Genomic DNA, 24,730 nt, shown 5'->3' on the forward strand with positions numbered 1-24,730 from the left:
GTCCTCAGGAGAAAATGACATGACGAAAAAGAAAATCCGTTTCGGCATCATGCTTCAGGGTCCCGGCGGGCACATGAACGCCTGGCGTCACCCCAAAAGCCCGGTGGATGCCAGCGTCAATTTCGACTTCTTCAGGAAGACCGCGCTGAAGGCGGAAGCGGCGGGCATCGCCTTCGCTTTTGTGGCGGACGGCCTCTATATCAACGACAAGTCCGTTCCGCATTTCCTCAACCGGTTCGAGCCGCTGACCATCCTTTCGGCGCTCGCTGCGGTCACCTCGAAGATCGGTCTCGCGGGTACGGTCTCCACCTCCTACAGCGATCCCTTCACGATTGCCCGACAATTCGCCTCGCTCGACCTTCTGAGCGGCGGCCGCGCGGGGTGGAACGCAGTGACGACGCCGCTTGAAGGCACGGCGAAGAACTACAGTCGCAACCACCCCGAACATGCGTTGCGTTACGAAATCGCCGACGAATATCTAGAGGTCATCAAGGGCCTGTGGGACAGCTGGGACGACGGTGCCTTCGTGCGCAACCGCGAGACGGGGCAATTCTTCGACCGAGACAAACTCCACACGCTCGGCCACAAGGGCCGTTTCTTTCAGGTGGAAGGCCCGCTCAACATCCAGCGGTCGCCGCAAGGGCAGCCGGTGGTGTTCCAGGCCGGTTCTTCCGATGCGGGCATCGGCCTTGCGGGCAAACATGCGGATGCAGTTTTTACCAATTCCGCCTCGCTGGAGGAAAACCAGACCTTCCTGAAGCGTGTGAAGCAGAGCGCCGTCGCGCAGGGCAGATCGGCGGCGGACGTCAAGATTTTCCCGGGCATAGGCCCCATCGTCGGGGAGACGCAGGAGGAGGCGGAGGCGAAATACGATGTCATCCGCAACCTCATCACGATAGAGGATGCGCTCGCCTATCTCGGACGCTTCTTCGATCATCATGATTTCAGCGTCTATCCGCTGGATGAGCCTTTCCCCGAGCTCGGCGAGATCGGCAAGAACAGCTTCCGCTCGACGACCGACCGCATCAAGCGGCGGGCGAAGGAAAAGAACCAGACGCTCAGGGAAGCGGCGCTGGAGGCCGCAACGCCGCGTGAAGGTTTCATCGGCACGCCGGACAAGGTGGCGGACGAGATCATCCGCTGGGTGGAGCATGATGCGGCCGACGGCTTCATTCTCGGCTTCCCGGTGATTGCCGAAGGGCTGGATGATTTCATCCGCCTCGTCATCCCGGTGTTGCAGCGGCGCGGTTATTTCGATCCGCATCTGGAAGGCGCGACTTTGCGCGACCATCTCGGCCTGCCTTTCAAGGAAAGTGTCTATTCCGGCAGCGAAAGCAGCGCGAACAAGGCCATCGCATAAGGTTGCGGCCGGGCGGTGGTGATCGCCGCCCGGCACAGATTTCAAGACGTGGGGCGAAAACGCGCTGCGCAGGAGACAGAACCATGAATATCCGCATTGACGGCGCGCGTCCGCAGGACGACGCCGAACGGGGGATCTTTGCCTTTATCGAGGAAAGCATCGCCATCCGGCACGATCTTCACCGGCATCCGGAGCTGTCGCTCAAGGAGACGCGCACGGCGGCGCTCATCGCCCGTTATCTCCTGTCATTCGGATATGAGGTGACGGAAGGTGTTGGCGGTAACGGCGTCGTCGCCACGCTGAAACGCGGTCAGGGCGAAAAACGTCTCGGCATCCGCGCCGATATCGATGCGCTGCCAATCCATGAAGAGACGGGCCTTGCTTATGCCAGCGAAACACCGGGCATCATGCATGCCTGCGGTCACGATGGCCATACGACGATACTGCTTGCCGCCGCCCGGTATCTCGCCGAAACCTCGAATTTTTCCGGCACGCTGACGCTGATCTTCCAGCCTGCGGAAGAAATCGGCGCCGGTGCGAGAGCAATGATAAAGGACCGGCTGTTCGAGCGTTTTCCCGTCGATGCGGTCTTCGGCCTGCACAATTGGCCGGGCGTCGAAACCGGCCAGTTCGGCTTCGTCGAAGGCCCGGCTATGGCCTCTGTCGACAAGGCGAGGGTCCGTATCATCGGCAAGGGTGGGCACGGCGCAGCACCACATGAGACGGTCGATCCGGTTCTCGCCTCGGCCAGCTTCATCACCGCCCTGCAAAGCATCGTCTCGCGCAATATCGATCCGCGTGAGATGGCGGTTCTGACGGTCGGTTCCATCCATGGCGGAACGGCCTCCAACGTCATTCCCGAAAGCGTGGAGCTGCAAATCACCGCGCGCGCCTTCTCAATCGCCGTGCGCGACCGGCTGGAGGAGCGGCTTCCGGCGCTGGCCAAAGCGCAGGCGGAAAGTTTTGGTGCAACGGCTGACGTCTCCTATTCCCGTGGTTTCCCGCCGGTCATCAATCACGTCCAGCAGACGGCCTTCGCCCGCGATGTCGCCAGACGGCATTTTCCTGCTGCACAGATCGCCGACGCCTTTCAGCCGCGGACGGCGAGCGAGGATTTTGCCTTCATGCTGCAGGAGCGGCCCGGCTCCTATCTCTTCGTCGGCAATGGCGAAAGCGCGCCGCTGCACAGCCCCCACTATGATTTCAACGACGCGATCATCGCACCGGCAGCGCGTTTCTGGGTGCGCCTGGCCGAAACCTACCTCTCCTGACGCAAAAATTGAGGACAAGGACATGAGCGACAGTTTTTTCTACACATCGGTCCAGGATCCGCTCGCAACCCCGCTTCTGGAGGAGTTGCTGTTCGAATATGACAGCCGTTACGGCACCTTTTTCAACGCCGAAGGGGCGAGAGCCGAGCTGAACAAATATCCGCCGGAGGCCTTCAGTCCGCCTTCGGGCAATTTCCTGCTGCTGCTGCGGGATGGCGAGCCGATCGCCGGTGGTGCCTTCATGCGTCACGACGAAGAGACCGCCGAGTTCAAGCGGGTCTGGACCCATTCCGCCCACCGCCGGCAGGGGCTTGCAAAAATCGTGCTGCGCGAACTGGAAGAGCAGGCGGTCCGGCAGGGTTATGCCCGCGTCTATCTGACCACGGGTTTCCGCCAGCCGGAGGCGGTCGGCCTTTATCTCACCAATGGATACCGCGCGCTTTTCGATACGGCGGCCGACCCCGAGACGATCAGGTCGCTGCCCTTCGAAAAATGGCTTTCCGACACGGTTCTGGATGGAGCGCCGATCCCGGTGGCCCAGCCGCAACCTTCCCCGGCCCACCCCTGAAAGGCCTGTTCCGATGACAATAGCCTCTGATTTTCCGCATGTTGCATTGAACGAACCGAAGGCCGCGCCGGTCGAGAGCGGTTCGGCCAAAAGCGGTTACTCCCATTTCCGTATCGTCCCGGCCCGGTATCCGCTGCGGACGGTGGGCACGGTTTTCTCCGTTCTCGTCATCGCGGCCGTCCTGCATTCCGTTTTCGGCAATCCACGCTGGGGCTGGGACGTGTTTGCCGAATGGTTCTTCGCCGAACCCGTGTTGGTCGGCCTTGGGCGAACGCTGCTGCTCACCGCGCTCGGCGCCCTTTTCGGTTTCGTGCTCGGAACGCTGTTGGCGCTTGCCCGCGTTTCCCGTTCGCCATTGCTGGTCGCCGTCTCCTGGACCTATATCTGGATTTTCCGGTCGATCCCGCTGATCGTGCTTCTGCTGATCCTCAACAATCTCGGTTATCTCTATGAGACCGTGACGATTGGCGTGCCCTATACCGGCATCAATTTCTTCAGCTGGAACACCACGCAGCTTGTGACGCCCTTTGCGGCTGCCATTCTGGGGCTGACGCTCAATCAGGCCGCCTTCGCATCCGAAATCGTGCGCGGTGGTATTCTCTCGGTCGATCAGGGCCAGCTGGAAGCCGCCGCCGCACTTGGCCTGCCACGCCGGCGGCAGGCCTCCCGTATCATTCTGCCGCAGGCGATGCGCTCCATCCTGCCGACCGCCTTCAACGATATTATTGGCCTCGCCAAGGGCACGTCGCAGGTCTATATCCTCGCGCTGCCGGAACTGTTCTACACGATCCAGATCATCTATCGGCGCAACCTCGAAGTGATCCCACTGCTGATGGTGGCGACCGTCTGGTATCTGGTGATCCTGACCGCGCTTTCCATCGTCCAGCATCATATTGAGCGACACTTCTCGCGCGGCGCGCTGCGCAATCCGCCGCCCTCCCTGTTTGCCACGATCTTCCGCACCTTCCTGCCGCGCAAATCAACGCCTGGAGCGGTGGAGACGGTCACGGCCAAGTCCGAACGTAAGGCACCGGCTCGCGCGGTGAGCTTCCAGCTCGGCAATCGCGGCGGTTCGGTCAATATCCACGGGGTTTCGAAATCCTTCGGATCGCTGAAGGTGCTTGACGATATCAGCCTCTCCATCCCGGCAGGCAGCGTCACCACCATTCTCGGCCAGTCCGGCTCCGGCAAGTCGACCTTGCTGCGCTCCATCAATCATCTCGAGCGCGTCGATGACGGTTTCATCGCCATCGATGGCGAGCTGGTTGGTTATCGCCAGAAGGGCGACACGCTTTACGAATTGAAGGAGCGGGAAATCCTCAAACGCCGCGCCGAAGTGGGCATGGTGTTCCAGAGCTTCAATCTCTTCCCGCATCTGACCGCGCTTGAAAACATCATCGAAGCGCCGGTCGCGGTTCGCGGCATCTCGAAAGAACAAGCGGAGGCCGAAGCGCGTGATCTTCTGGCCCGCGTCGGGCTTGCCGATAAGGCAGCGGCCTATCCCCGCCAGCTTTCCGGCGGGCAGCAGCAGCGCGTGGCGATTGCCCGCGCCTTGGCCCTGCGGCCGAAGGTGCTGCTCTTCGACGAACCGACATCGGCGCTTGACCCCGAACTGGTCAATGAGGTGCTTGATGTCATCAAGGAACTGTCCCGCTCCGGCGTCACCCTCATCATCGTCACCCATGAAATCGGTTTTGCCCGCGAAGTCTCCGACAGGGTCGTCTTCATGGAACAGGGCCGCATCCTCGAAACGGGCACGCCGGACAAGGTCTTCAACAGCCCGGACCACCCGCGCACCGCTGAATTTCTCGCAAAAGTCCTCTAATCAAAAACAAGGAAACACTCACATGGCATTTTCATCGAAATTATTGTCCTTGCTCGTGGCTGGTCTTTTCACCGCCACCGCTTCCCTTGTGCCGACCGCGCATGCGCAGGAGGTGGACCTGTCACCCGAGCAGAAGGGCCGTGTGCGCGCCGAAAAGGTGGAGGGGGCGATCAAGCTTCTGCCCGCCGGCCATAAATTCATTGCCGATGGAAAGCTGACGGTCGCGACCGTACCCTTCCGCCTGCCGCTGGTGGATTATGCCAGCGACACGAAGACACCTATTGGCGTTGAGCCGGATATTGCCCAGCTGGTCGCCGACAGTCTCGGGCTTGAGTTGCAGCTGGTTCCGATTGCCTGGGCGGACTGGCCGCTTGGCCTGTCATCCGGCAAATATGATGCCGTTACCTCCAACATCACCGTGACGGAAGAGCGCAAGCAGAAGTTCGATTTTTCCAGCTATCGTAATGATTTGCTCGGTTTTTACGTGGGCAATAACAGCAAGGTCGCCGCAATCGGCAAGCCCGAGGATGTCGCCGGGCTGAAGGTTATCGTCGGCGCCGCCACCAATCAGGAGCAGATCCTGCTGAAATGGATCAAGGAGAACAAGGCGAAGGGACTGGCCGATACCGAGGTGCAATATTACGACGATCAGGCCGTGCTTGACGTGGCCCTGCAATCCGGCCGCGCGGACGCCTATCTCGGCCCCAACGCCACGTCGGCCTACCAGGCGGCAAGCCAGAAGAAGACCAAGCTCGTCGGCACCTTCTCCGGCGGCTGGCCGGAAGCGGCGGAAATCGCCGTCGCCTCCAAAAAGGACGCCGGCATTGCGCAAGCCATCACAGCGGCGCTGAATGCCCAGATCAAGAACGGCAATTACGGCAAGGTTCTCGCCCGCTGGAACCTCGGCTCGGAAGCCATCACCGAATCCCGCACCAACCCGCCCGGCCTGCCGAAGAGCTGAGCGCGAAGTGCCCAAAAGCTGAACTGCCAAATGCTGAGTTGCCAAAATGCTGAGTTGAAGGTGGGACATCACTCAGCCAGTGGCGCGGGCATCCTCCCGCCCGCGCTACTTCCGTCCCGCAATCCTAATCGGGAAACTACAATGACCTTCATCTCTCGTTTCGCCACGGTTACGCTTGGCGTTTTCCTCTCCGTTGCAGGTCTTGGACCCGCTTCCGCCAGCGATGTCTTCGATCTGTCGCCGGATCAGCCCGGCCGCATCAGGGTTGAAAAAGACCCCGGCGCGATTGCCGCCGTGCCGAAGGATTTCAAGTTCGTGACGCCGGGCAAATTGACCGTTGCCGTTTCTCCCGGCGGTCCGCCGCTAGCCACCTATGCAACGGACGCAAAGACGGTAGTCGGCGCCGATCCCGATTATGCGCTGGCGGTGGCCGACAGCCTTGGTCTCGGGCTGGATCTGGTGGCGGTGGCATGGGCGGATTGGCCGCTCGGGCTTGCCTCGGGAAAATACGATGCTGTCATCTCCAATGTCGGCGTGACCGAACAGCGCAAGGAGAAGTTCGATTTCTCGACCTATCGCCAGGGCCTGCACGGCTTTTTCGTCAAATCGAACAGCGGCATCACCGAAATCAAGGAGCCGAAGGACGCGGCGGGGCTGAGGATCATCGTGGGAGCTGGCACCAACCAGGAGCGTATTCTGCTGAAATGGAGCGATGAGAATGTCGCCGCCGGATTGAAGCCAATCGAGTTGCAATATTATGATGACGAAGCCACCCGGTTTGTCGCGCTTTCGGCAGGGCGGGCGGATGTCATCGTGCAGCCGCATGCGCAGCTGGTTTTCATCGCGGCGCGCGACAAGACCATCAAGCGTGTCGGAACGCTCTCCGCCGGCTGGCCGGAACGATCGGATGTCGCCATCACCACGCGTAAGGGTTCGGGGCTCGCCGATGCCCTGACGCTTGCGACCAATGATCTGATCAAGAGCGGCGCCTACGCGAAAATTCTGGATCGCTGGCAACTTTCGGAAGAGGCCCTGCCGGAGTCACGCACCAACCCGCCCGGCCTGCCGAAAAGCTGATTGCTCGAATAGATGTGGTGGACGGCAATATCCGCGGGTTCCGGCCTGCGGATATTGTTTCGTCGGCACCTTCAGAAATCCGCGACTTTGCCCCAGGCCGTACCCTGGAAACGGCTCGGATGATAAGGAGCGGGGTCGACGATCGGGTTTGCACCCGTCACGATATCCGCGATCAGATGGCCGGCACCCGGCCCGATGCCGAAACCATGGCCGCTGAAGCCGGCGGCGAGAATGAAACCCGGCAATTCGCTGGTCTCGCCGATGGCGGGAACCCCATCCGGCGTGCTGTCGATGAAACCGGCCCAGGTGGCGGCAATCCGCGTTTTGTTCAGCGCCGGCAGAAGTTCGAGCGCCCTCTTGTGGGTTTCCTGGATGGCGGCGGCATTGGGTTTCGGATCGAGAATGCGCACCCGCTCCATCGGCGTCGGCGCATCGAGGCGCCAGTGCTTCAGGCTCTCGTGGCCGCCGCGAACGCCCTCCAGCCCGCCCGGCCGCAGGCTGCGCCAGCGTTTCAGGAACATCGGCACGAATTCGCGGGAAAACCGCATCTGCTGTGCCGTCGGGTCAATGCGCCCCAGCCCGCTGATGGCGAGGTTATAGCCGCCATTGTGCCGTTTCGTCACGGAGACGGCGGCGGTGTGCAGCGCATCCGGCAGGCCTTCCGCGCCCGGCGTGACGGACAGAATGGAAGAGCGAACCGAAGCCTGCGGAAAACGAATGCCGAGCTGGCGGCAGAAGGAGGAGGCCCAGGCCCCGCCGGACATGATGGCGGTTTTGGTGCGGATGGTGCCTTTTTCGGTGACGACGGCGCTGACCCGGCCGCCTTCCGTTTCCAACCCACGCGCGGCGCAATTCTGATGCACGGTGCCGCCCAGTTTGATGATGGCGCGCGCGACGGCGGGTGCCGCCATGGAAGGATCTGCCGTGCCGTCGGTTGGTGAAAAGACGCCGCCCTTCCAGCGTTTTCCGGTGGCGCGGCCGCGTTCGCTTGCCTCATCGGTACCAAGCATATGCGTCGTTACGCCGGCTGTAATGGCAAAGTCACGCCAGCGCGCCCAGCCGGCAAGCTCCGCCTCATTGTTGCTCAGGTAAAACAGTCCGCAGCGGCGAAAGCCGGTGTTTTCGCCGCTCTCAGTGGCAAATTGTTCCCAGAGTGCGAGGCTCTTGGTCGAGATCGGCAATTCGCGGGCATCGCGGTTCTGCTGGCGGCACCAGCCCCAGTTGCGGCTGGATTGCTCTGCGCCGATGAGGCCTTTTTCGACCAGGGCCACTTTCAGGCCGCGCCGGGCGAGGTAATAGGCCGTAAAGACACCGACAATGCCGCCGCCGATAATGACGGCGTCCGCGGATTTCGGCAGTTCCAGCGATGTGGTGATCTGTTGCAGCGGGGCAGGCATGGTGGGACTCCTTATAGTCGTCCTAATTTACCCCAGCCGACGTGTAAACGCTGCCAGACTGAGCCTCTTGCTGGAATTTCCTACCGTTCGGCAATGCTTCTGCAACTCTTTATGCTGCATCAAAAAAATATCCCCACGTCGACAGGGCTCGCCCATGTGATAAGATTTCCGTCAACGCGCCAGAATTTTATGCTGCGCTTACAAAAACAAAAAAGGGGTTCCGCAGATGATGAAACTTGATCGGATCGACATCAAGATCCTTTACGAACTGCAGAAAAACGGTCGTATCACCAATGTCGAGCTGGCGGAACTCGTCAACCTGTCGCCCAGCCCCTGCCTGATGCGCGTGAAGAAGCTGCAATCAGAAGGTTATATCGAAGGTTATTCGGCGCAGATCAACATCAACAAGCTCGGCCAGACGCTGACGGTCTTCACCGAGATCACGCTCAAGAACCACCGCCAGATCGATTTCGCCCGCTTCCTCGGCGTCGTCGAAAAGATCGACCAGGTGGTGGAATGCCACCTTGTTTCCGGCGGTTATGATTATCTGCTGAAATTCGTCACGTCAGGCATCGTGGAATATCAGTCGATCATGGAGCGGCTGACGGATATGGATGTCGGCATCGACAAATATTTCAGCTTCGTGGTGCTGAAATCGCCGATCATCAAATCGCATATGCCGCTGACCAGCCTGTTTCCGCTTTGAGGCGGAGGGGTGCCTCAAGCGCCCACAAAACCGATGGTTTTGGAAAGGCGTTGCATTGACACGCTGTCACCTGATCCTGGGTCCAGTGCGATCAAGTCCTTGATCGCAAAAGAGTCTTTTCACGGCGCAGACGCGTCGTGGCGGGATGCCGGCTCAAGGCCGGCATGACGGAGGAGAGTTTCTCACCGCCTAGAAAACGCCCGCACCAGCTCCGCATCCTGCTGGAGATTGTCGAGCCATGTCGGGTCGAGTTTCGGCACTGAGGAGAAGAGCAGCTTTGAATAGGGATGGGTGGGCGATTTGATCGCGTCCGTTTCCAGATGCTCCACCTTCTGTCCGCCATACATCACGACAATTTCGTCGCAGATGGTCTCCACCACGGAAAGATCGTGGCTGATGAAGATGTAGGAGAGGCCAAGCTCCCGCTGGAGTTCTCCCAGAAGATCGATGATCGCGGACGCGACCACGGTATCGAGCGCCGAGGTGACTTCATCGCAGATGATGAGCGACGGTTCGGCCGCAAGTGCCCGGGCGAAATTGACGCGCTGTTTCTGGCCGCCGGAAAGGCCGGAGGGGTGGCGATGGCGCACCGAGCGCGGCAGCTTCACCATATCGAGAAGCTGGTCGATCCGTGCGTCGCGCGCCTTGCCCTTCAAGCCGTGATAAAAGGTCAGCGGTCGCCCGAGAATATCCTCGATGGGTTTTGACGGGTTGAGTGCCGTGTCGGCATATTGGAAGACGATCTGCATGCGGCGCAGCTGATCGCTGGTCCGATGCCGGGCGTCGGCGTCCAGCTGTTTGCCTTCGAAGATGACATGGCCGCCTGCCGCCGGCAGGATACCGGCAATCGCACGCGCCAGCGTGGATTTCCCGCAACCGGATTCGCCGATGATGCCGAGATTGCGGCCGGGATAGACCGCAAGGTTGACGGAATTCACCGCCCGTACCAGCGGCAACTTGTCGTCGCCCCTGGTGCCGTAACCGGCGATCAGATTTTCAATGTCCAGCAGCGGTTTTGCCCGTTCCTGCTTGGCTGGTGTGACCACGCGGACCTTGTCATGAAACGCCGTCAGCAATTCCTTCGTATAAGGATGCTGCGCATTTTCGAGAATATCCCTGGTGGTGCCGGTTTCCTGCACCTCGCCGCCTTTCAGCACGACGATGCGGTCTGCGATCTGGGCGACGACGGCGAGATCGTGCGACACGTAAACGCCGCTGATCCCGCCCTTGCGCATGGCCGATTTGAAGGCGCGCAGAACCTCGATCTGGGTCGTTACATCAAGGGCGGTGGTCGGTTCGTCAAAGATCACCAGCTTTGGGTCGCCAATCAGCGCCATGGCGGCGGAGAGGCGCTGCAACTGGCCGCCGGAAACCTGGTGTGGGTAACGCTCGCCGATAGTCTCCGGGTTCGGCAGCGACAGCGCCTTGAAAAGTTCCACAGCCCGCGCGCGTGCCTCCTGCGGCGGCATCAGATGGTGGATGCGCGTGACTTCGATGACCTGGTCGATGATCTTCTGCGCCGGGTTGAAGGCGGCGGCCGCACTTTGCGGCACATAGGTCACTTTCGTGCCGCGCACCTTGGCGCGCTCGGCTTCCGAAAGCTGCACCATGTCGCGACCGGCAATCGTGACGCTGCCACCGGAAATGCGGCAGCCGGGGCGGGCATAGCCCATCAGCGTCAGCGCGATCGTTGTCTTGCCGGAGCCGCTTTCGCCGATCAGCGCGACGATCTCGCCATTGGCGATGTCGATGTCGACACCCTTGATGATATCGATGCGGCGGCCGCTGTCGGTGGTCGCTTCAACTTTCAGTCCGCGGATTTCAACGAGATTGTTCATGCTTCGCTCCTGTCGCGGATTTTCTGCGGCAGATTGTCGATCAGCAGGTTGACGCTGATCGTCAGGCTGGCAATTGCCAGCGACGGGAAGATCACGGCGGGTGCTGCGAAAGGCAGGCCGCCGATATTTTCACGCACCAGCGCGCCCCAGTCTGCATCCGGCGGCTGCAGGCCGAGGCCGAGGAAGGAGAGGCCCGACAAAAGCAGCACGATGAACACGAAACGCACGCCGAGATCGGCAAGCACGGGACGGATGATGTTGGGCAGGATTTCCGAGCCGATGAGGTAGAGCAGGCTTTCGCCGCGCACGCGGGCGACGGTGACGAAATCCATGGTGTTGACATTCACCGCGAGCGCCCGTGCGAAACGATAGGCGCCCGGCGTATAGATGACCGAGAGGGTGACGATCAGCACCGGAATGGACGAACCGACGGCGGCGACGACCACGAGGCCGAACAGCTTGCTTGGAATGGAATTCACCGCATCGAGAAACCGGCTGAGCATGGCATCGAACCAGCCGCCGACGACGGCCGCGCACATGCCGAGCACAACGCCGGACACGCAGGCGATGGTGACGGCCGCCAGGGAGATACCGACCGTGAAACGTGCACCCATGAGGATGCGGGAAAACACGTCGCGGCCAAGATAATCCGAACCGAGCCAGAGATCTGACGTCATCGGCCCGAAATAATCGAGATCGACGATGTCTCCCACCGGATGCGGAATGAGATAGGGCGCGAAGATCGCGACCATCGCCCAGATAAAAATGACGAGAAAGCCGAAAACGCCGACTGCGTTGATCTTGTAACCCAAACGCGAAGTCCCCTGATATGTCTTGATGTGATCGGTCATCAGCGCAGCCTCGGATTGGACATGATGGCGATGATGTCAGCTGTCGTGATGAGGAGGAGATAACCGACGCAGAAGATCATGGCGCAGCTCTGGATCAGCGGCAGATCGCGGGTCGCGACGCCATCGACCATCAGCTTGGCGATGCCAGGATAATTGAAGATCGTCTCGACGATGATGACGCCACCGACGAGATAGGAAAGCGATAGCGCCACGGCATTAACGATGGGGCCGAGCGCATTGGGAAGCGCGTGACGGAGCACGATGCGCATGCGCGGTGCGCCCTTCAAAAGCGCCATTTCCACATAGGGTGTATCGAGCGTCTCGATGACGGCGGCGCGGCTCATGCGAATCATCTGCGCCGAGACGACGAAGGTGAGTGTGATGACCGGCATGGCGTAAATACGCAGCACATCGAAGACCGAGTGAATCTCGCTCACCAGCGACAGGGCCGGTAGCCATTTCAGGTAAACGGCGAAAAGCAGAACGGCGAGCGTCGCGATCATGAATTCCGGCACCGAGATGACGCCGATGGTCAGGATGGTGACGGCCCGGTCATACAGAGTTCCGCGCAGCATGGCGGAGCTGATGCCGAGCGTCAGCGCCAGCGGCACGGCGATGACGGTGGTGATGCCGGCAAGCTTCATGGAGTTGATGAAACGTGGACCAATGAGGTCGGCAATTGCCATATTGTTGGCATAGGATGTGCCGAGCTCACCATGCAGCAGGCCGAAAAGCCAGCGCACGAATCGCAAAAGGGCGGGGTCATCGAGATGCATGGCGGTGCGCAGACCGGCCACGGCCTCCGGCGTTGCCGACTGACCAAGAAGGATCGTCGCCGTGTCGCCGGGCAGCAGGCTGGTGGCGGAAAAGACGATAAACGACACGATCAGCAGCGTCGTCAGCATGACGACCAGCCGCCTGGCGATAAGAGACAATATTCGGCTGTTCATTCAAGATGCTCCTGCGACCGGCCCTTATTGTGGAGGCTTCCCGCATCGGCGGAAAGGTCGCCGGGCACTTGAATGCCCGGCTCCATGGTCTATCAGGCTTCGAGCCAGACGTATTCCGCAAAGGCGTAACCCATCATGCCGCCAAGCGGATTTGCTTCCAAACCCTTCAGCTTGGAGGAGATCGCGTCGACATTCGAAATATAGGCCGGAATGATGGTGCCGGCTTCATCGGCAATCATTCTTTCCATTTCGAAGTAGATCTGCTTGCGCTTTTCCAGGTCCAGCAGACCGCGTGCTTCAAGCATCATCTTGTCGAATTTCGGCGACTTGTACTGGCTTTCGTTCCACGGCGCGTCGGAGGCATAAAGCAGCGAGAACAGAATATCCGGCGTCGGGCGCGGGTTGATATTGCCGAAGTGGATCGGTGCCTTCAGCCAGTAATTGCTCCAGTAGCCATCCGATGGCACCCGTTGCACGTCGAGCTTGACGCCGATTTGCGCGGCGGAAGCCTGCATGATCATTGCCATGTCAACGGAGGAGCCCGCCGCATCCGATGCGATGACCGGAATGGACTGACCGATGACGCCGGCTTTTTCGAAATGGAACTTGGCCTTGTCCAGATCAAAGGGCTTCGGTTTGAGGTCCGGGTTGTAATAGGGGCTCATCGGCGGAACGGGCTGGTCGTTGCCAACTTCACCGAGCCCGCGCAGCGCTGCCTTGACGATCTGCTCGCGATTGATCAGCGACTTCATGCCCGCAACGAAGTCGGTTTTGTTGCCGGGCGCCTGATCAAGCCGAATGTTGAGGTTGGTATAATTCCCGGACGTTGTCCTGGACATGACGACGCCGTCCTGTTTGTCGAGCAGGCGAAGCGCACGCGGGTTGATGGCGGCAGCCAGCTGGATGTCGCCGGAAAGGAGGGCGTTGACGCGTGCATTGTCGTCGGAAATCGCCATGAACTCAAAACTGTCGAGGTGCGGACCGCCGGACTTCCAGTAATTTGCATTCTTTGCCATGACGGAGCGAACGCCGGGCTCGAATTTCTCGAGCTTGAAGGCACCGGTGCCGTTGCCTTTGGAGAAGTCCGTGGCGCCATCGGCAACGATCATGAAGTGATGCAGCGCGAGGATGGATGGCAGGTCGGCGTTCGGGTTCGCCAGCGTAATTTCGACGGTGTTTTTGTCGACCGCCTTGAAACCGGTCATTTGAGCCGCGATCTTGGCGACCTTGGAGCCGACAGCGGGATCGAGATGGCGCTTTAGCGAATAGACCACGTCATCGGCCGTCAAAGTCTTGCCGTCATGGAAGGTGACGCCGGAACGCAGCTTGACCGTCCACGTCTTGGCATCCTTCGTTTCGATGGATTCGGCCAGCTCCATCTGCGGCGTGCCGGAAACGTCGAGGAAGCTCAGCCGGTTATAAAGGGCGCAGCAACGGACATAATCCGTCGAAAGCGAGGCCTTTGCGGGGTCGAGCGTATCGGCGGTGGAGGAAGACCATCCGGCCGCCTTTAACGAGCCGCCGGAAACCGGCGTTGCCGCCACCGCCTGCGAGGCGCGGCCGAAAATGGCGGAACCGGCGGAGAGCGCAACGCCACCCGCCAGCATCATGTGCAGCAGCTCACGCCGCGTCGCACCGCGGCGGATCGCCTGTTCAACGGCGGCATCGTCGGAGCGGGTCCAGTTTGTAATTCTGTCACTCATGGTCTTCCCCTTTTGTATGATTTGTTGAAATGCGTCAGCAGAAATGTCCGGCATGCCGCATCCCAGTTCGCGGCAAGCCATGGGAGGAGCGCTTCAGCCGCCCGTTTGCCTGACGGCCCCGGCAAGGTCGGCCATCGAGGTGAAGTGGTAGTCCGGCTCGGTGAAGTTTTCCGGCTCGATCGTGCCGCCATATCCCTTCTGGGCGTGGCGGCGCTCGATCCAGCAATTGGTCATTCCGAGCTGCCGGGAAATGCCGATATCGTGGTACTGGCTTTGCGCAACGTGCAGAATGTCGTCCTTCGATGCACCCTCGCTTTCCACGAAGGTAAACACCTTTTCGAAGAAGGCCGGGTCCGGTTTTTCCGTACCGGTATCATCGGCGGTGAAGGCGGCATGAAAGGGATTGCCGAGCTCTTTCGAGAAATATTCGAAGGCCCAGCGCTGGGCGTTGGTCATGGCGATCAGGCGATGCGTCTTTGCGAGTTCCGCCATGGCGGCGCGGCTGTCCGCAAAGCCTTTCCAGCTTTTTGCCGCGTCACGCAGGCGTTCGCCGAGCGCGCGTTCCGCCGGCAGGCCAAGTTCAGGAGCGATGATCAGGTAAACGCGGACGAGATCGTCCGGAAACAGATCGGTCGCATCGGAATAACGGGCCGCGCGGTAGAGCGAGAGCGCTTTTTCACCATCGACCTCCACGCCCTGCTCCGTGCCGATCTCGGCAAGCGTCGCTTTCAGACCACCTTCGAAATCGATGAGTGTTCCCACGACGTCGAAGCTCATATATTTGAAGTCGCTCAGTTTTTTGGGCAATGTCGGTCTCCGCTTCGCTGCCTTGGCCTCTTGGGGGAGCCTGCGGCAGATTATTCTGTTCCCGGACGGGATCCTTGTCCCGTTCCCATTTGTGACTACGCCCTTTTTTATGGCGTTTAGTGCCGTTTGCATTGATAGTTTGGCACTTCCAGCACGCTGGATACGCCGAAATGGATCGGCTGTTCGGCAGAATATTGCGAATATGCGGTGCGTTGCGACATTTCGAGAGGGTGCCGCAACGCCGCCGGTTTTTTCTCTCAGGCCATGGCCGCCCGCACGGCCGGGTCCTCAAGCGTCTGATCGAGCGTCTTCAGCGTCCGCTCGACGATGGCGTCGATTTCGCTATCGGTGCAGCAGAGCGGCGGCGCATAGCCGAGGATGCCGTTCGCGAAGGCGCGCACGATGAGGCCGTTTTCCCAGGCGCGGTCGAAAACTTTTCGCGCGGGGGCGGCTGCGGCCGGCAGGGGTGTCTTCTTGTCCTTGTCGGTCACGAGTTCGATGGCGGCAAGCATGCCCCGGCCGCGCACATCACCCACCAGCGGGTGGCTTCTCAATCCTTCAAGGCCGGCCATCAGCCGTTGACCGGCGCGGCGGCCGTTCTCCAGCAATCCGCCTTCATAAAGTTTCAGTACTTCAAGGCCGACAGCGGCGCTGACGGGGTGGGCGGAATAGGTATATCCGTGCCCGATGGCGGCGTCGCCGGCGAAGTCGGCTATTGTATCATAAACATGGTCGGCCATGAAGACGGCGCCCATCGGCACATAACCTGACGTGAGGCCTTTTGCTGCCGTGATGAAATCAGGCACGATGTCCTCGTCGGCACAGGCAAAGAGCGGTCCCGTGCGGCCGAAACCGGTGATGACTTCATCGGCGACGAAGAGAATGCCATAGGAACTGCAGAGCTCGCGCATGGCCTTGATCCAGCCCGGCGGTGGCACCAGAACGCCGCCCGAGCCCTGAATGGGTTCGGCATAAAAGGCGGCGACGCGGTCCGGGCCGATGGCCTCGATCTTGTCCTTCAGAATTTGAAGGGAGGATGCGATGATGGCCGCCGGATCGCTGCCGGCCGGATTGCGATAGGCATAGTGGGACGGAATTTTGTGCTGCCAGTCATAGGGCACGCCGAAACCCGCATGAAAAGCGGGTAGCGCAGTGAGGCCGGAGCCGGCGGTGGTGGAGCCGTGGTACCCCTGTTCGATGGAAATGAACTGGTCGCGCTGCGGCTGACCTTTCGCATGCCAGTAGTACCGGATGAACCGGATGGTGCTGTCCACCGCATCGGAACCGCCAAGCGTGAAATAGACGTGGTTGAGATCACCCGGCGCGCGGTCGGCAAGTTCCGAGGCCAGCCGGATCGCCGGTTCGCTGCCAATGTCGAAATAGGCGGTGGCATAGGGCAATTCACGCATCTGCTTTGCCGCGGCTTCAACGATGCTGTCGTGCCCGTAACCGGCATTGACGCACCAGAGGCCGGCAAAACCATCGATCAGCTGATGGCCGGTCATATCGGTGACGGTGGCGCCGCTTGCCGATTTCAGCACCCGCACGCCGAGCTTTTCATGGCCGCGGAAGGAGGAGACGGGGTGCACCAGATGGGCGCGGTCCAGTTCGATCAGTGAATTGCTTAACATGGGTCTCTCCCGATTCAGCCGAGTGCCTGGCTGGTCAATGCGAATGTCTTGAATTTTGTGTCGGCTGCGATCTCGGCTTTCGGCCGGCGCATGGCGATGCCACCGCCGACATGGGCAAGGCCGCGTTCTGCAAGCCAGGGGGCAAGGTCTGCATCCACTGTCGTATCCACGCGCAGGAATTCACCGGCGCGTTCGGACATTACGAAAGCAATCAAATCTTTTGCGATTTCAATGTTTTCCGCAACGACCGGGCCAATGACTTCGCCACGTCCGAAGGCGCGCAGGGCCGCAAAACCCTTGATGACGCCCTGTTCCTTCACGAGGGCAAAACGGGCGCGTTCTGCAAGCACGGCAAAGAGATTGCCTCGATCTGCGCCGAAGGCCTGGGCATCAAGCACGGCAAGTTCGGCTGGCTCGACCTTATCGGCCCATGCAACGCCGGCCGGTCGGTCGGTGGCGAGCGGGACGCCCTGATATTGAAGCACCTGGCCGCAGGCTACAAAGCCCATTTTTTCGTAAAGCGGCAAGCCGTCGGACGTCGCCGTCAAACGGCATTCCCGATTTTCTGCGGCTGCCATCGCCGCCTGCATCAACTGACGACCAACGCCGCGGCCTCGCATGGCCTCATCGACGATCACCATATTCACCGTGGCGCAACTGTCGCCGAGAAGGCTCGCCATGGCGGTCCCGACGACGCGCCCGTTATCGAGCGCGACGAAACCCTTGCTGATGGAAAGGGCCAGCGCCCAGTCGTCCTTCCGGTGCGGCCACCCTGCCTGGCGGGATAACTCAACCGCTGCGTCGAGATGGTCAGGTTGAAACGCCTGGATATCGATAAGGTTCGCCTGCATGCTGGAACTCCGTTTATTCTCGTTATTCATTGATAGACTGATGCGGGAAGAAGATTGTCCCGACAAATGGGAAGGTTCGATATGTTTCGCTGTTGCTTTTATCCGCCGCCGCATCTTATGCCGCCGATTGTCGGCAACGGGCGGTGGACCCGGGGCGGGCCATGGCTTTCGCTTAGCCTCAACGCAACTCTCTGCCAAACTGGCAGCCGCATACGCAACAATCTGCTTCCGTGAGCCGCAATTGCGGTGCGCCGATCAGATAAAGGCCTCTATGATCTCATTATTGCAGCCACCACCAATCCCCAAGCAAGGATGACGACGAGATGACCATCTTCCGCCCCAAATACATCACTTTCGATTGCCACGGCACGCTCATTCATTTCCAGATGGCAGAGGCTGCCCGCGATCTCTACGCTGATCGTCTGGGAGAAGCGGAAATGGAGGAATTCATCAAGAATTTTTCCGCCTATCGTCTGGATGAGGTCATGCACGACTGGAAGCCTTACGCAGAGGTCGTTCACAATGCTCTGTCGCGCACCTGCAAGCGCAATGGTGTAGCTTTCAAGGATGAAGATGCGGCAATGGTCTACGAGCGGGTTCCGACCTGGGGGCCGCATGCGGACGTTCCGGCGGGTCTTTCAAAGGTCGCCAAGGAGATTCCGCTGGTTATTCTGTCCAACGCCATGAACGCACAGATCATGTCGAATGTCGCAAAACTCGGCGCACCGTTCCACGCCGTTTATACGGCCGAACAGGCACAGGCCTACAAACCGCATTTCAAGGCTTTCGAATATATGTTCGACATGCTCGGTTGCGGCCCGGAGGAAATCCTGCACGTGTCGTCCTCCTTCCGTTACGATCTCATGTCCGCACATGATCTCGGCATCAAGAACAAGGTCTGGGTCAACCGCGGCCATGAGCCGGCAAACCCCTATTACGGTTATACGGAGATTTCGGATATTTCCGGTCTTGCGGGCGTTGTCGGACTGTAAGAAAAGGACTGGATCATGAAGCTCGTCTCCTATTGGCACGACACGGCGCCCCTGTTTGCGGGGGCGGCGCAAGGTCCTGTCGAAGGCCACTATGATGTGGCCGTCATCGGTGGCGGCTTCACGGGTCTCGGTGCCGCGCGCCAGCTTGCGAAAGCCGGTGCGCGTGTCGTCGTTCTGGAAGGGCAGCGTGTTGGCTGGGGTGCCTCTGGCCGTAATGGCGGGCATCTCAACAACGGCCTTGCCCATTCCTATCTTTCCGCCAAGGCTGAACTCGGCAAGGAACGCGCCATCGCTCTATACCAGGCGCTGGATGCTTCCATCGATACGCTGGAAAGCCTTATTGCCGAGGAGAAGATCGACTGTAATTTCCGCCGGGCGGGCAAGCTTAAAATGGCGTCAAAACCACAGCATTTCGAAGGACTTGCCAGGAATTTCGAAGCGGTTCATGCTGAGGTGGATCCCGATACGGCGCTGTTGTCCGAGGCGGATCTGAAGGCGGAAATCGGTTCGCCTTTTTACGGCGCGATGCTCTCTAAGAAAAGCGCCATGATGCATATGGGTCGCTATGTTGCCGGCCTTGCCGAGGCCGCCAGCCGGCATGGCGCGGTGATTTTCGAAAATGCGGCGGTGACGAAGCATACCCAGAACGGCAAGCTCCATGAGCTGGAAACCCCGCGCGGCAGGGTGACGGCCGACAATGTTCTTGTCGCCACCGGCGCCTATACGCCTTCCGGCTTTGGTTATTTCCGCCGCCGCATCATCGCCGTCGGCAGTTTCATCATCGCCACGCGACCGCTGACGGAAGCCGAGATCAAGGCATCGGTTCCGGGCAACCGTACCTATGTCAACTCCATGAATATCGGCAATTATTTCCGTCTGGCCCCGGATAATCGCTTGATCTTCGGCGGCCGCGCCCGTTTCTCCGCGACCTCGGACCAGCGTTCCGACGCCAAGAGCGGCGCGATCCTGACGGATGCCCTGCATCGCATCTTCCCGCAGCTTGCGCATGTGCCGATCGATTATTGCTGGGGTGGTCTGGTCGATATGACCAAGGATCGTTATCCACGCGCCGGTTTTCATGACGGCGTCTGGTATGCCATGGGCTATTCCGGCCATGGCGCGCAGCTTTCCACCCATCTCGGCATGATCATGGCCGACACCATCATGGGACGGCCAGATACCAACCCTCTGAAGGGGCTGGACTGGCCGGCAGTGCCGGGCCATTTCGGCAAGCCCTGGTTCCTGCCTCTGGTGGGCCTTTATTACAAGATGCTCGATAAGTTTCAGTAATTCAAAGCGGCCTCCGGGCCGCTTTTTTTGTTGCATCGGCACAAAAAGAAGGGCCGCTGAGCGACCCTTTAGGCGGGGAGAAAGAAACAGGCGTCAGGCAAGTCCGCCGATGTGGAACGTCTTCGTTTCCAGATATTCCTCGATGCCGACCTGCGCACCTTCGCGGCCAAGGCCGGATTGCTTGACGCCGCCGAAGGGGGCAACCTCGGTGGAGATCGCGCCGGTGTTGAGGCCCACCATGCCGAATTCCAGCGCTTCACCCACACGCCAGGCGCGCTTGAGGCTCTCGGTGTAGAAATAGGCGGCAAGGCCGAAGGGCGTGCCATTGGCGATGGCGAGCGCTTCTTCTTCCGTCTCGAAGCGGAAGAGTGGCGCGACGGGCCCGAAGGTTTCTTCGCTAGCCAGCTGCATTGCCGTTGTCGCGCCCGTCAGCACCACGGGTGCGGTATATTGCGGGCCTTCCGGCAGATCGCGCGGCTTGGTGATGATCGTTGCACCCTTGGCAACGGCGTCATCGATATGGGCGCGGATTTTCGTAATGGCCGGTTTGTTGATCATCGGGCCGATGGAGACGCCCGCTTCCGTTCCTGGACCGACCCGCATGGCGTCGACGCGATCCGCCAGCTTTTTCGCAAAGGCGTCGTAAACGCTCGACTGCACGAGAATGCGGTTGGCGCAGACGCAAGTCTGGCCGCCATTGCGGAATTTCGAAACGATCGCGCCTTCGATGGCGAGATCGAGATCGGCATCATCAAAAACGATGAAGGGCGCATTGCCGCCGAGTTCCAGCGACAGCCGCTTGACGCTATCGGCAGCACCCCGCATCAGAAGCGAGCCGACGCGGGTGGAGCCGGTGAAGGAAATTTTCCGCACCGTCTCGTTGGCCATGATTTCATTGCCGATTTCAGTCGGCATGCCGGTGACGATGTTGATGACGCCGGCGGGAATGCCCGCCCGTTCGGCGAGCACACCAAGGGCCAGCGCCGAATAGGGCGTGAATTCCGAAGGCTTGATGACGACGGTGCAGCCGGTGGCGAGTGCCGGCGCGACCTTGCGGGTGATCATCGCATTCGGGAAATTCCATGGTGTGATGATGCCGCAGACGCCGACCGGTTCCTTCAGCACCACGATGCGCCGGTCCGGCGTCGGTGAGGGGATGGTGCCGCCGCCGATACGCCGGGCCTCTTCCGCAAACCATTTGACGAAGGACGCGCCGTAGCGGATTTCGCCCTTGGCTTCGTCAAGCGGCTTGCCCTGTTCGAGGGTCAGGATCAGGCCGAGATCGTCGATGTTCTCGATCATCAGCGCAAACCATTTTTCGAGAAACGCTGCGCGTTCCGCATGGGTTTTCTTCTTCCATGGACCGAAGGCGACGTTGGCCGCCTCGATTGCCGCGCGGGTTTCCGCGCCGTCCATGTCCGGCACCGTGCCGATCACCACCTGTGTCGCCGGGTCGATCACGTCGACCACCTTGCCCGATGCTGCCGCTTTCCATGCGCCGCCGATCAAACCGGTCTGGCGAAAGAGTTCCCTGTCCTTCAAGCCCTGCATCATAATTCTCCGAAATCAGGCGAGTGCCGCGAGAACCGCGGCGGTGATGGTGTTCGTCTTGTCCTTGCCCGGCACCGTGCCGATGCCGCGACCGGTCGCCGTTTCCAGCGCCGTCATAATCCTTGCGGCCGCGTCCTTTTCTCCAAGATGCTCCAGCATCATCGCGCCGGACCAGATGGCGGCGATGGGGTTGGCGATGCCGAGATGGGCGATGTCAGGAGCGGAGCCATGCACCGGCTCGAACATCGAGGGCGCGCTGCGATCAGGATTGATATTGGCGGAAGCGGCAAAACCGAGGCCGCCCTGAATGGCCGCGCCGAGATCGGTCAGAATATCGCCGAACAGGTTGGAAGCGACCACCACATCGAGGCTTTCCGGCGCCATCACCATACGTGCCGCCATGGCGTCGATGTGATAGCTTGAGACCTCGACGTCAGGATATTCCGCCGCGAGCTTGTGGGTCACTTCGTCCCAGAACACCATCGAATATTTCTGGGCATTGGATTTGGTGATGGAGGCGAGCTTGCCGCGACGTTTTTGCGCCTGTTCGAAACCGAAGCGCAAGATCCGCTCCACGCCCTTGCGGGTGAAGATCGAGGTTTCGACAGCCACCTCGTCCTCCGTGCCCTGATGCACGCGGCCGCCGGCGCCGGAATATTCGCCCTCTGTATTTTCGCGAATGCAGAGAATATCGAAGCCATCGGCCTTCAAGGGCCCTTGTACGCCGGGCAGCAGCCGGTGCGGGCGGATATTGGCATATTGCACGAAAGCCTTGCGGATTGGCAGCAGCAGACCGTGCAGCGACACCGAGTCAGGCACTTCCGCCGGCCAGCCGACCGCGCCGAGCATGATGGCGTCGAATCCGCGCAGCGTTTCGATGCCGTCCTTCGGCATCATCGCCCCGGTTTCCTTGTAGAAGGCGCAGGACCAGGGGAATTCGGTTCCTTCGAGCGCAAAACCGGAGGTTTTGGCGACGGCATTGAGGACCTGCCACGCCGCGTCCGTCACGCTTTGGCCGATGCCGTCCCCGGGAATGAGTGCGATGCGATGCGTTTTCAAGAGGATTCCCCTGTTACAGTCCGATGAGGACGCTTTTGCTCTTGCGGTTAGCGAGATAGGCGTCCCGTCCCAGATCCTTGCCGATGCCCGAGCGCTTGTAGCCGCCGGTCGGCAATATGTGGTCGCGCGAACGCCCGTAACGATTGACCCAGATCGTTCCCGCCTGGATCGCGCGTGACAGGCGCAGAACGCGCGAGACGTCGCGGCTGAAAAGCCCCGCCGCCAGACCGTATGTCGGATGATCGGCAAGCGCCAGAGCCTCTTCTTCCGTGCGGAAGGTCTGTAGTGTCAGCACCGGCCCGAAGATTTCCTCGGTGACGGCGGGCGAGGTCTGGTCGACATTGGCGATCAGCGTCGGCTGGTAGAAATAACCGGGACCATCCATGATTGCGCCACCCGTCAGGCATTCGCCGCCCTGGGCGACGGCTGCCTGCACGATGCCGTCGATACGCTGGCGCTGAACGTCGGAGATGATCGGCGAATATTGGGTGGCCTCGTCCCAGGTCGGGCCGGGCTTTACCGTCTTCATGCGGGCGATGATCGCGGCGGAAAGGGCGTCGGCCGCACTTTCCTCAACGATGATGCGCGAGCCGGCGACACAGGCCTGTCCAGCATTTGAGAGAATATTGCCGGCGATTGCCGCTGCCGCCTTTTCGATATCGGCATCGGCAAAGACCAGCTGCGGGCTTTTGCCACCCAATTCCAGCGTCATGGGCTTGATGCCGGTGCGGGCGACATTGGCCATGATGGCGGCGCCGGCCGCGGTCGAGCCGGTGAAGCTGACCTTGGAAATCTCGGGATGGCCGGTGATGGCGTTGCCCGTCACGGGTCCGTCGCCCAGCACGATGTTGATGAGGCCGGCGGGCAGCCCGGCCTTGATGGCCAGCTCAGCCATGAAAATGCTGGAAAAAGGCGTCATTTCCGATGGTTTCAGCACCACGGCATTGCCGGCCGCGAGCGCCGGGCCGAGTTTCCAGCCGGCCATTGAGACGGGGAAATTCCACGGTGTAATCGCGCCAACCACGCCATAGGGCTCGGTCATGATCATGCCGAGGCTCGCATCGTCGGTCGGCACCAGATCGCCGCCTTCCTTGTCAGCGAATTCGGCGAAGAAGCGGATCTGTTCGGCGGTCACGGCGATGTCGCCGGCGATCAGCAGGCCGACGGGCCGCGTAGAGGACAGGGCCTCGATTTTCGCCAGCGTCTCGGCTTCCTGCTCGATCAGGTCTGCCCAGCGCTGCAGGACCTTCGTGCGTTCCCGCGGGCGCACGCCACCCCAGTTGCTGCTTTTCAACGCGGCCTTGGCGGTCTGCACCGCTTCATCGACGAGTTCGGCATCCGCCCTGGGGCAGCCGGCATATTCGACGCCGTCCGAGGGGCGATGCATGTCGATGCCGTTTTGAGCCGGGATCAACCGGCCGCCGATGAAATGGCCGATCGGCAAGGACAGGCTGTCTGGATCGAAGCTGAGCGTCATGGGAAACCCTCTGTGGACATGCCTCAAACCTAGTCCCTGATGGCAAGCAGCATCGACCGACTGCGGCGGGGGCGGTGAACGAAAATCCTGTTTTTCCGCCGGCGGACAGTGCAATCTTCGGTGCATGTGTCCGCTGGCATTGTCCCGGCACAAACCTTCACGGGCGCTGCCGAAATGCGGGATTTCAGCTCATCCGTTCACGGTGACGTAGATCTTGCGCACGGTCTCGATGGTCTTCCATACACCGACGAAACCCGGCTTCATGACGAAGCTGTCGCCCGCCGTGTAGCGAACCGGTTCGCCGCCTTCGGGGGTGATTTCGATCACGCCTGAAACGATGTGGCAGAACTCGAAGGTCTCACCTTTGATAGACCGGTTTGCACCGGGCGTTGCTTCAAATATGCCCGTTTTCACGGTGCCGTCACGGGCCTCGTCCAGCGCCCAAGTCTTGTAGGAGGGATCACCTTCGACGAGGCGTTCCGGCATGGTCTTGGTTTTCTTGGGCTCGAAGGTGGGATTGGTATCGATGGTCTTGAGAAGCGACATGGGGTGTCCTTTCCTGGAA

The 24,730-nt window shown here is 60.5% G+C and carries 21 protein-coding genes; 9 read left to right on the forward strand and 12 right to left on the reverse strand.

The window, feature by feature from the left end; genetic code table 11:
- Positions 1-19: 19 nt before the first annotated feature.
- The 6 genes from NYR50_RS21655 to NYR50_RS21680 all read left to right on the forward strand — a co-directional run bounded on the left by NYR50_RS21655 (position 20) and on the right by NYR50_RS21680 (position 7,062).
- Positions 20-1,360, forward strand: a complete 1,341-nt coding sequence (locus NYR50_RS21655; protein WP_174009945.1) for an LLM class flavin-dependent oxidoreductase — start codon at positions 20-22, stop codon at positions 1,358-1,360.
- An 83-nt stretch (positions 1,361-1,443) separates the two neighbouring features.
- Positions 1,444-2,631, forward strand: coding sequence for a M20 aminoacylase family protein (locus tag NYR50_RS21660; RefSeq protein WP_174009944.1), 1,188 nt, complete (start codon positions 1,444-1,446; stop codon positions 2,629-2,631).
- A gap of 22 nt (positions 2,632-2,653) precedes the next feature.
- Positions 2,654-3,199, forward strand: coding sequence for a GNAT family N-acetyltransferase (locus NYR50_RS21665; RefSeq protein ID WP_174009943.1), 546 nt, complete (start codon positions 2,654-2,656; stop codon positions 3,197-3,199).
- 13 nt (positions 3,200-3,212) lie between these two features.
- Complete coding sequence (locus NYR50_RS21670; RefSeq protein ID WP_174009942.1) at positions 3,213-5,024, forward strand: amino acid ABC transporter permease/ATP-binding protein; 1,812 nt, start codon at positions 3,213-3,215, stop codon at positions 5,022-5,024.
- A gap of 22 nt (positions 5,025-5,046) precedes the next feature.
- Complete coding sequence (locus tag NYR50_RS21675; protein WP_174009941.1) at positions 5,047-5,985, forward strand: ABC transporter substrate-binding protein; 939 nt, start codon at positions 5,047-5,049, stop codon at positions 5,983-5,985.
- Positions 5,986-6,126: 141 nt separating this feature from the next.
- A complete protein-coding gene (locus tag NYR50_RS21680; RefSeq protein ID WP_174009940.1) occupies positions 6,127-7,062 on the forward strand; it encodes an ABC transporter substrate-binding protein in 936 nt (311 codons plus the stop codon).
- Positions 7,063-7,133: 71 nt separating this feature from the next.
- Here NYR50_RS21680 and NYR50_RS21685 read toward each other — a convergent pair whose 3' ends face one another.
- Positions 7,134-8,459 (reverse strand): NAD(P)/FAD-dependent oxidoreductase, encoded by a 1,326-nt coding sequence (locus NYR50_RS21685; protein WP_174009939.1) that lies wholly within the window; start codon positions 8,457-8,459, stop codon positions 7,134-7,136.
- A 229-nt stretch (positions 8,460-8,688) separates the two neighbouring features.
- Here NYR50_RS21685 and NYR50_RS21690 point away from each other — a divergent pair, with 229 nt between their 5' ends.
- Entirely contained in the window at positions 8,689-9,165 is a 477-nt protein-coding gene (locus tag NYR50_RS21690) for an Lrp/AsnC family transcriptional regulator (protein WP_004445447.1), read from the forward strand.
- Positions 9,166-9,347: 182 nt separating this feature from the next.
- On the opposite strand, the gene NYR50_RS21695 is transcribed toward NYR50_RS21690, so the two are convergent.
- The 7 genes from NYR50_RS21695 to NYR50_RS21725 form a co-directional block, all read right to left on the reverse strand.
- Positions 9,348-11,003 carry an ABC transporter ATP-binding protein gene (locus NYR50_RS21695; RefSeq protein ID WP_418138038.1) on the reverse strand — a complete coding sequence of 552 codons (1,656 nt, stop codon included), beginning with the start codon at positions 11,001-11,003 and terminating at the stop codon, positions 9,348-9,350.
- Complete coding sequence (locus NYR50_RS21700) at positions 11,000-11,854, reverse strand: ABC transporter permease (protein ID WP_174009937.1); 855 nt, start codon at positions 11,852-11,854, stop codon at positions 11,000-11,002. The genes NYR50_RS21695 and NYR50_RS21700 overlap by 4 nt, the downstream gene beginning before the upstream one ends.
- Positions 11,854-12,804 (reverse strand): ABC transporter permease, encoded by a 951-nt coding sequence (locus NYR50_RS21705; RefSeq protein WP_230058131.1) that lies wholly within the window; start codon positions 12,802-12,804, stop codon positions 11,854-11,856. Before NYR50_RS21705 ends, NYR50_RS21700 begins: the two co-directional genes overlap by 1 nt.
- Before the next feature lie 92 nt (positions 12,805-12,896).
- A complete protein-coding gene (locus tag NYR50_RS21710) occupies positions 12,897-14,507 on the reverse strand; it encodes an ABC transporter substrate-binding protein (protein WP_418138039.1) in 1,611 nt (536 codons plus the stop codon).
- Between the two features lie 93 nt (positions 14,508-14,600).
- Positions 14,601-15,314 carry an HAD-IA family hydrolase gene (locus tag NYR50_RS21715; protein WP_418138040.1) on the reverse strand — a complete coding sequence of 238 codons (714 nt, stop codon included), beginning with the start codon at positions 15,312-15,314 and terminating at the stop codon, positions 14,601-14,603.
- Positions 15,315-15,571: 257 nt separating this feature from the next.
- Entirely contained in the window at positions 15,572-16,945 is a 1,374-nt protein-coding gene (locus NYR50_RS21720; RefSeq protein WP_418138041.1) for an aspartate aminotransferase family protein, read from the reverse strand.
- A 14-nt stretch (positions 16,946-16,959) separates the two neighbouring features.
- Positions 16,960-17,796 carry a GNAT family N-acetyltransferase gene (locus NYR50_RS21725; RefSeq protein WP_418138042.1) on the reverse strand — a complete coding sequence of 279 codons (837 nt, stop codon included), beginning with the start codon at positions 17,794-17,796 and terminating at the stop codon, positions 16,960-16,962.
- 323 nt (positions 17,797-18,119) lie between these two features.
- Between NYR50_RS21725 and NYR50_RS21730 the strand changes: the two genes are divergently transcribed.
- Positions 18,120-18,788, forward strand: coding sequence for a haloacid dehalogenase type II (locus NYR50_RS21730; RefSeq protein ID WP_174009931.1), 669 nt, complete (start codon positions 18,120-18,122; stop codon positions 18,786-18,788).
- Between the two features lie 15 nt (positions 18,789-18,803).
- Entirely contained in the window at positions 18,804-20,078 is a 1,275-nt protein-coding gene (locus tag NYR50_RS21735) for an NAD(P)/FAD-dependent oxidoreductase (protein WP_418138043.1), read from the forward strand.
- Positions 20,079-20,171: 93 nt separating this feature from the next.
- On the opposite strand, the gene NYR50_RS21740 is transcribed toward NYR50_RS21735, so the two are convergent.
- The 4 genes from NYR50_RS21740 to NYR50_RS21755 form a co-directional block, all read right to left on the reverse strand.
- Positions 20,172-21,629 carry an NAD-dependent succinate-semialdehyde dehydrogenase gene (locus tag NYR50_RS21740; protein ID WP_174009929.1) on the reverse strand — a complete coding sequence of 486 codons (1,458 nt, stop codon included), beginning with the start codon at positions 21,627-21,629 and terminating at the stop codon, positions 20,172-20,174.
- Positions 21,630-21,644: 15 nt separating this feature from the next.
- Positions 21,645-22,688, reverse strand: coding sequence for a tartrate dehydrogenase (locus NYR50_RS21745; protein ID WP_418138044.1), 1,044 nt, complete (start codon positions 22,686-22,688; stop codon positions 21,645-21,647).
- A 13-nt stretch (positions 22,689-22,701) separates the two neighbouring features.
- A complete protein-coding gene (locus NYR50_RS21750; RefSeq protein ID WP_174009927.1) occupies positions 22,702-24,165 on the reverse strand; it encodes an aldehyde dehydrogenase family protein in 1,464 nt (487 codons plus the stop codon).
- A 189-nt stretch (positions 24,166-24,354) separates the two neighbouring features.
- The gene (locus tag NYR50_RS21755; RefSeq protein WP_080814058.1) at positions 24,355-24,711 is read right to left on the reverse strand and encodes a cupin domain-containing protein; all 357 of its coding nucleotides are present in this window, start codon (positions 24,709-24,711) and stop codon (positions 24,355-24,357) included.
- Positions 24,712-24,730: the final 19 nt, after the last annotated feature.

This window comes from Agrobacterium sp. El2ro-1b, from assembly GCF_048298475.1.
Classification (GTDB): domain Bacteria; phylum Pseudomonadota; class Alphaproteobacteria; order Rhizobiales; family Rhizobiaceae; genus Agrobacterium; species Agrobacterium fabrum.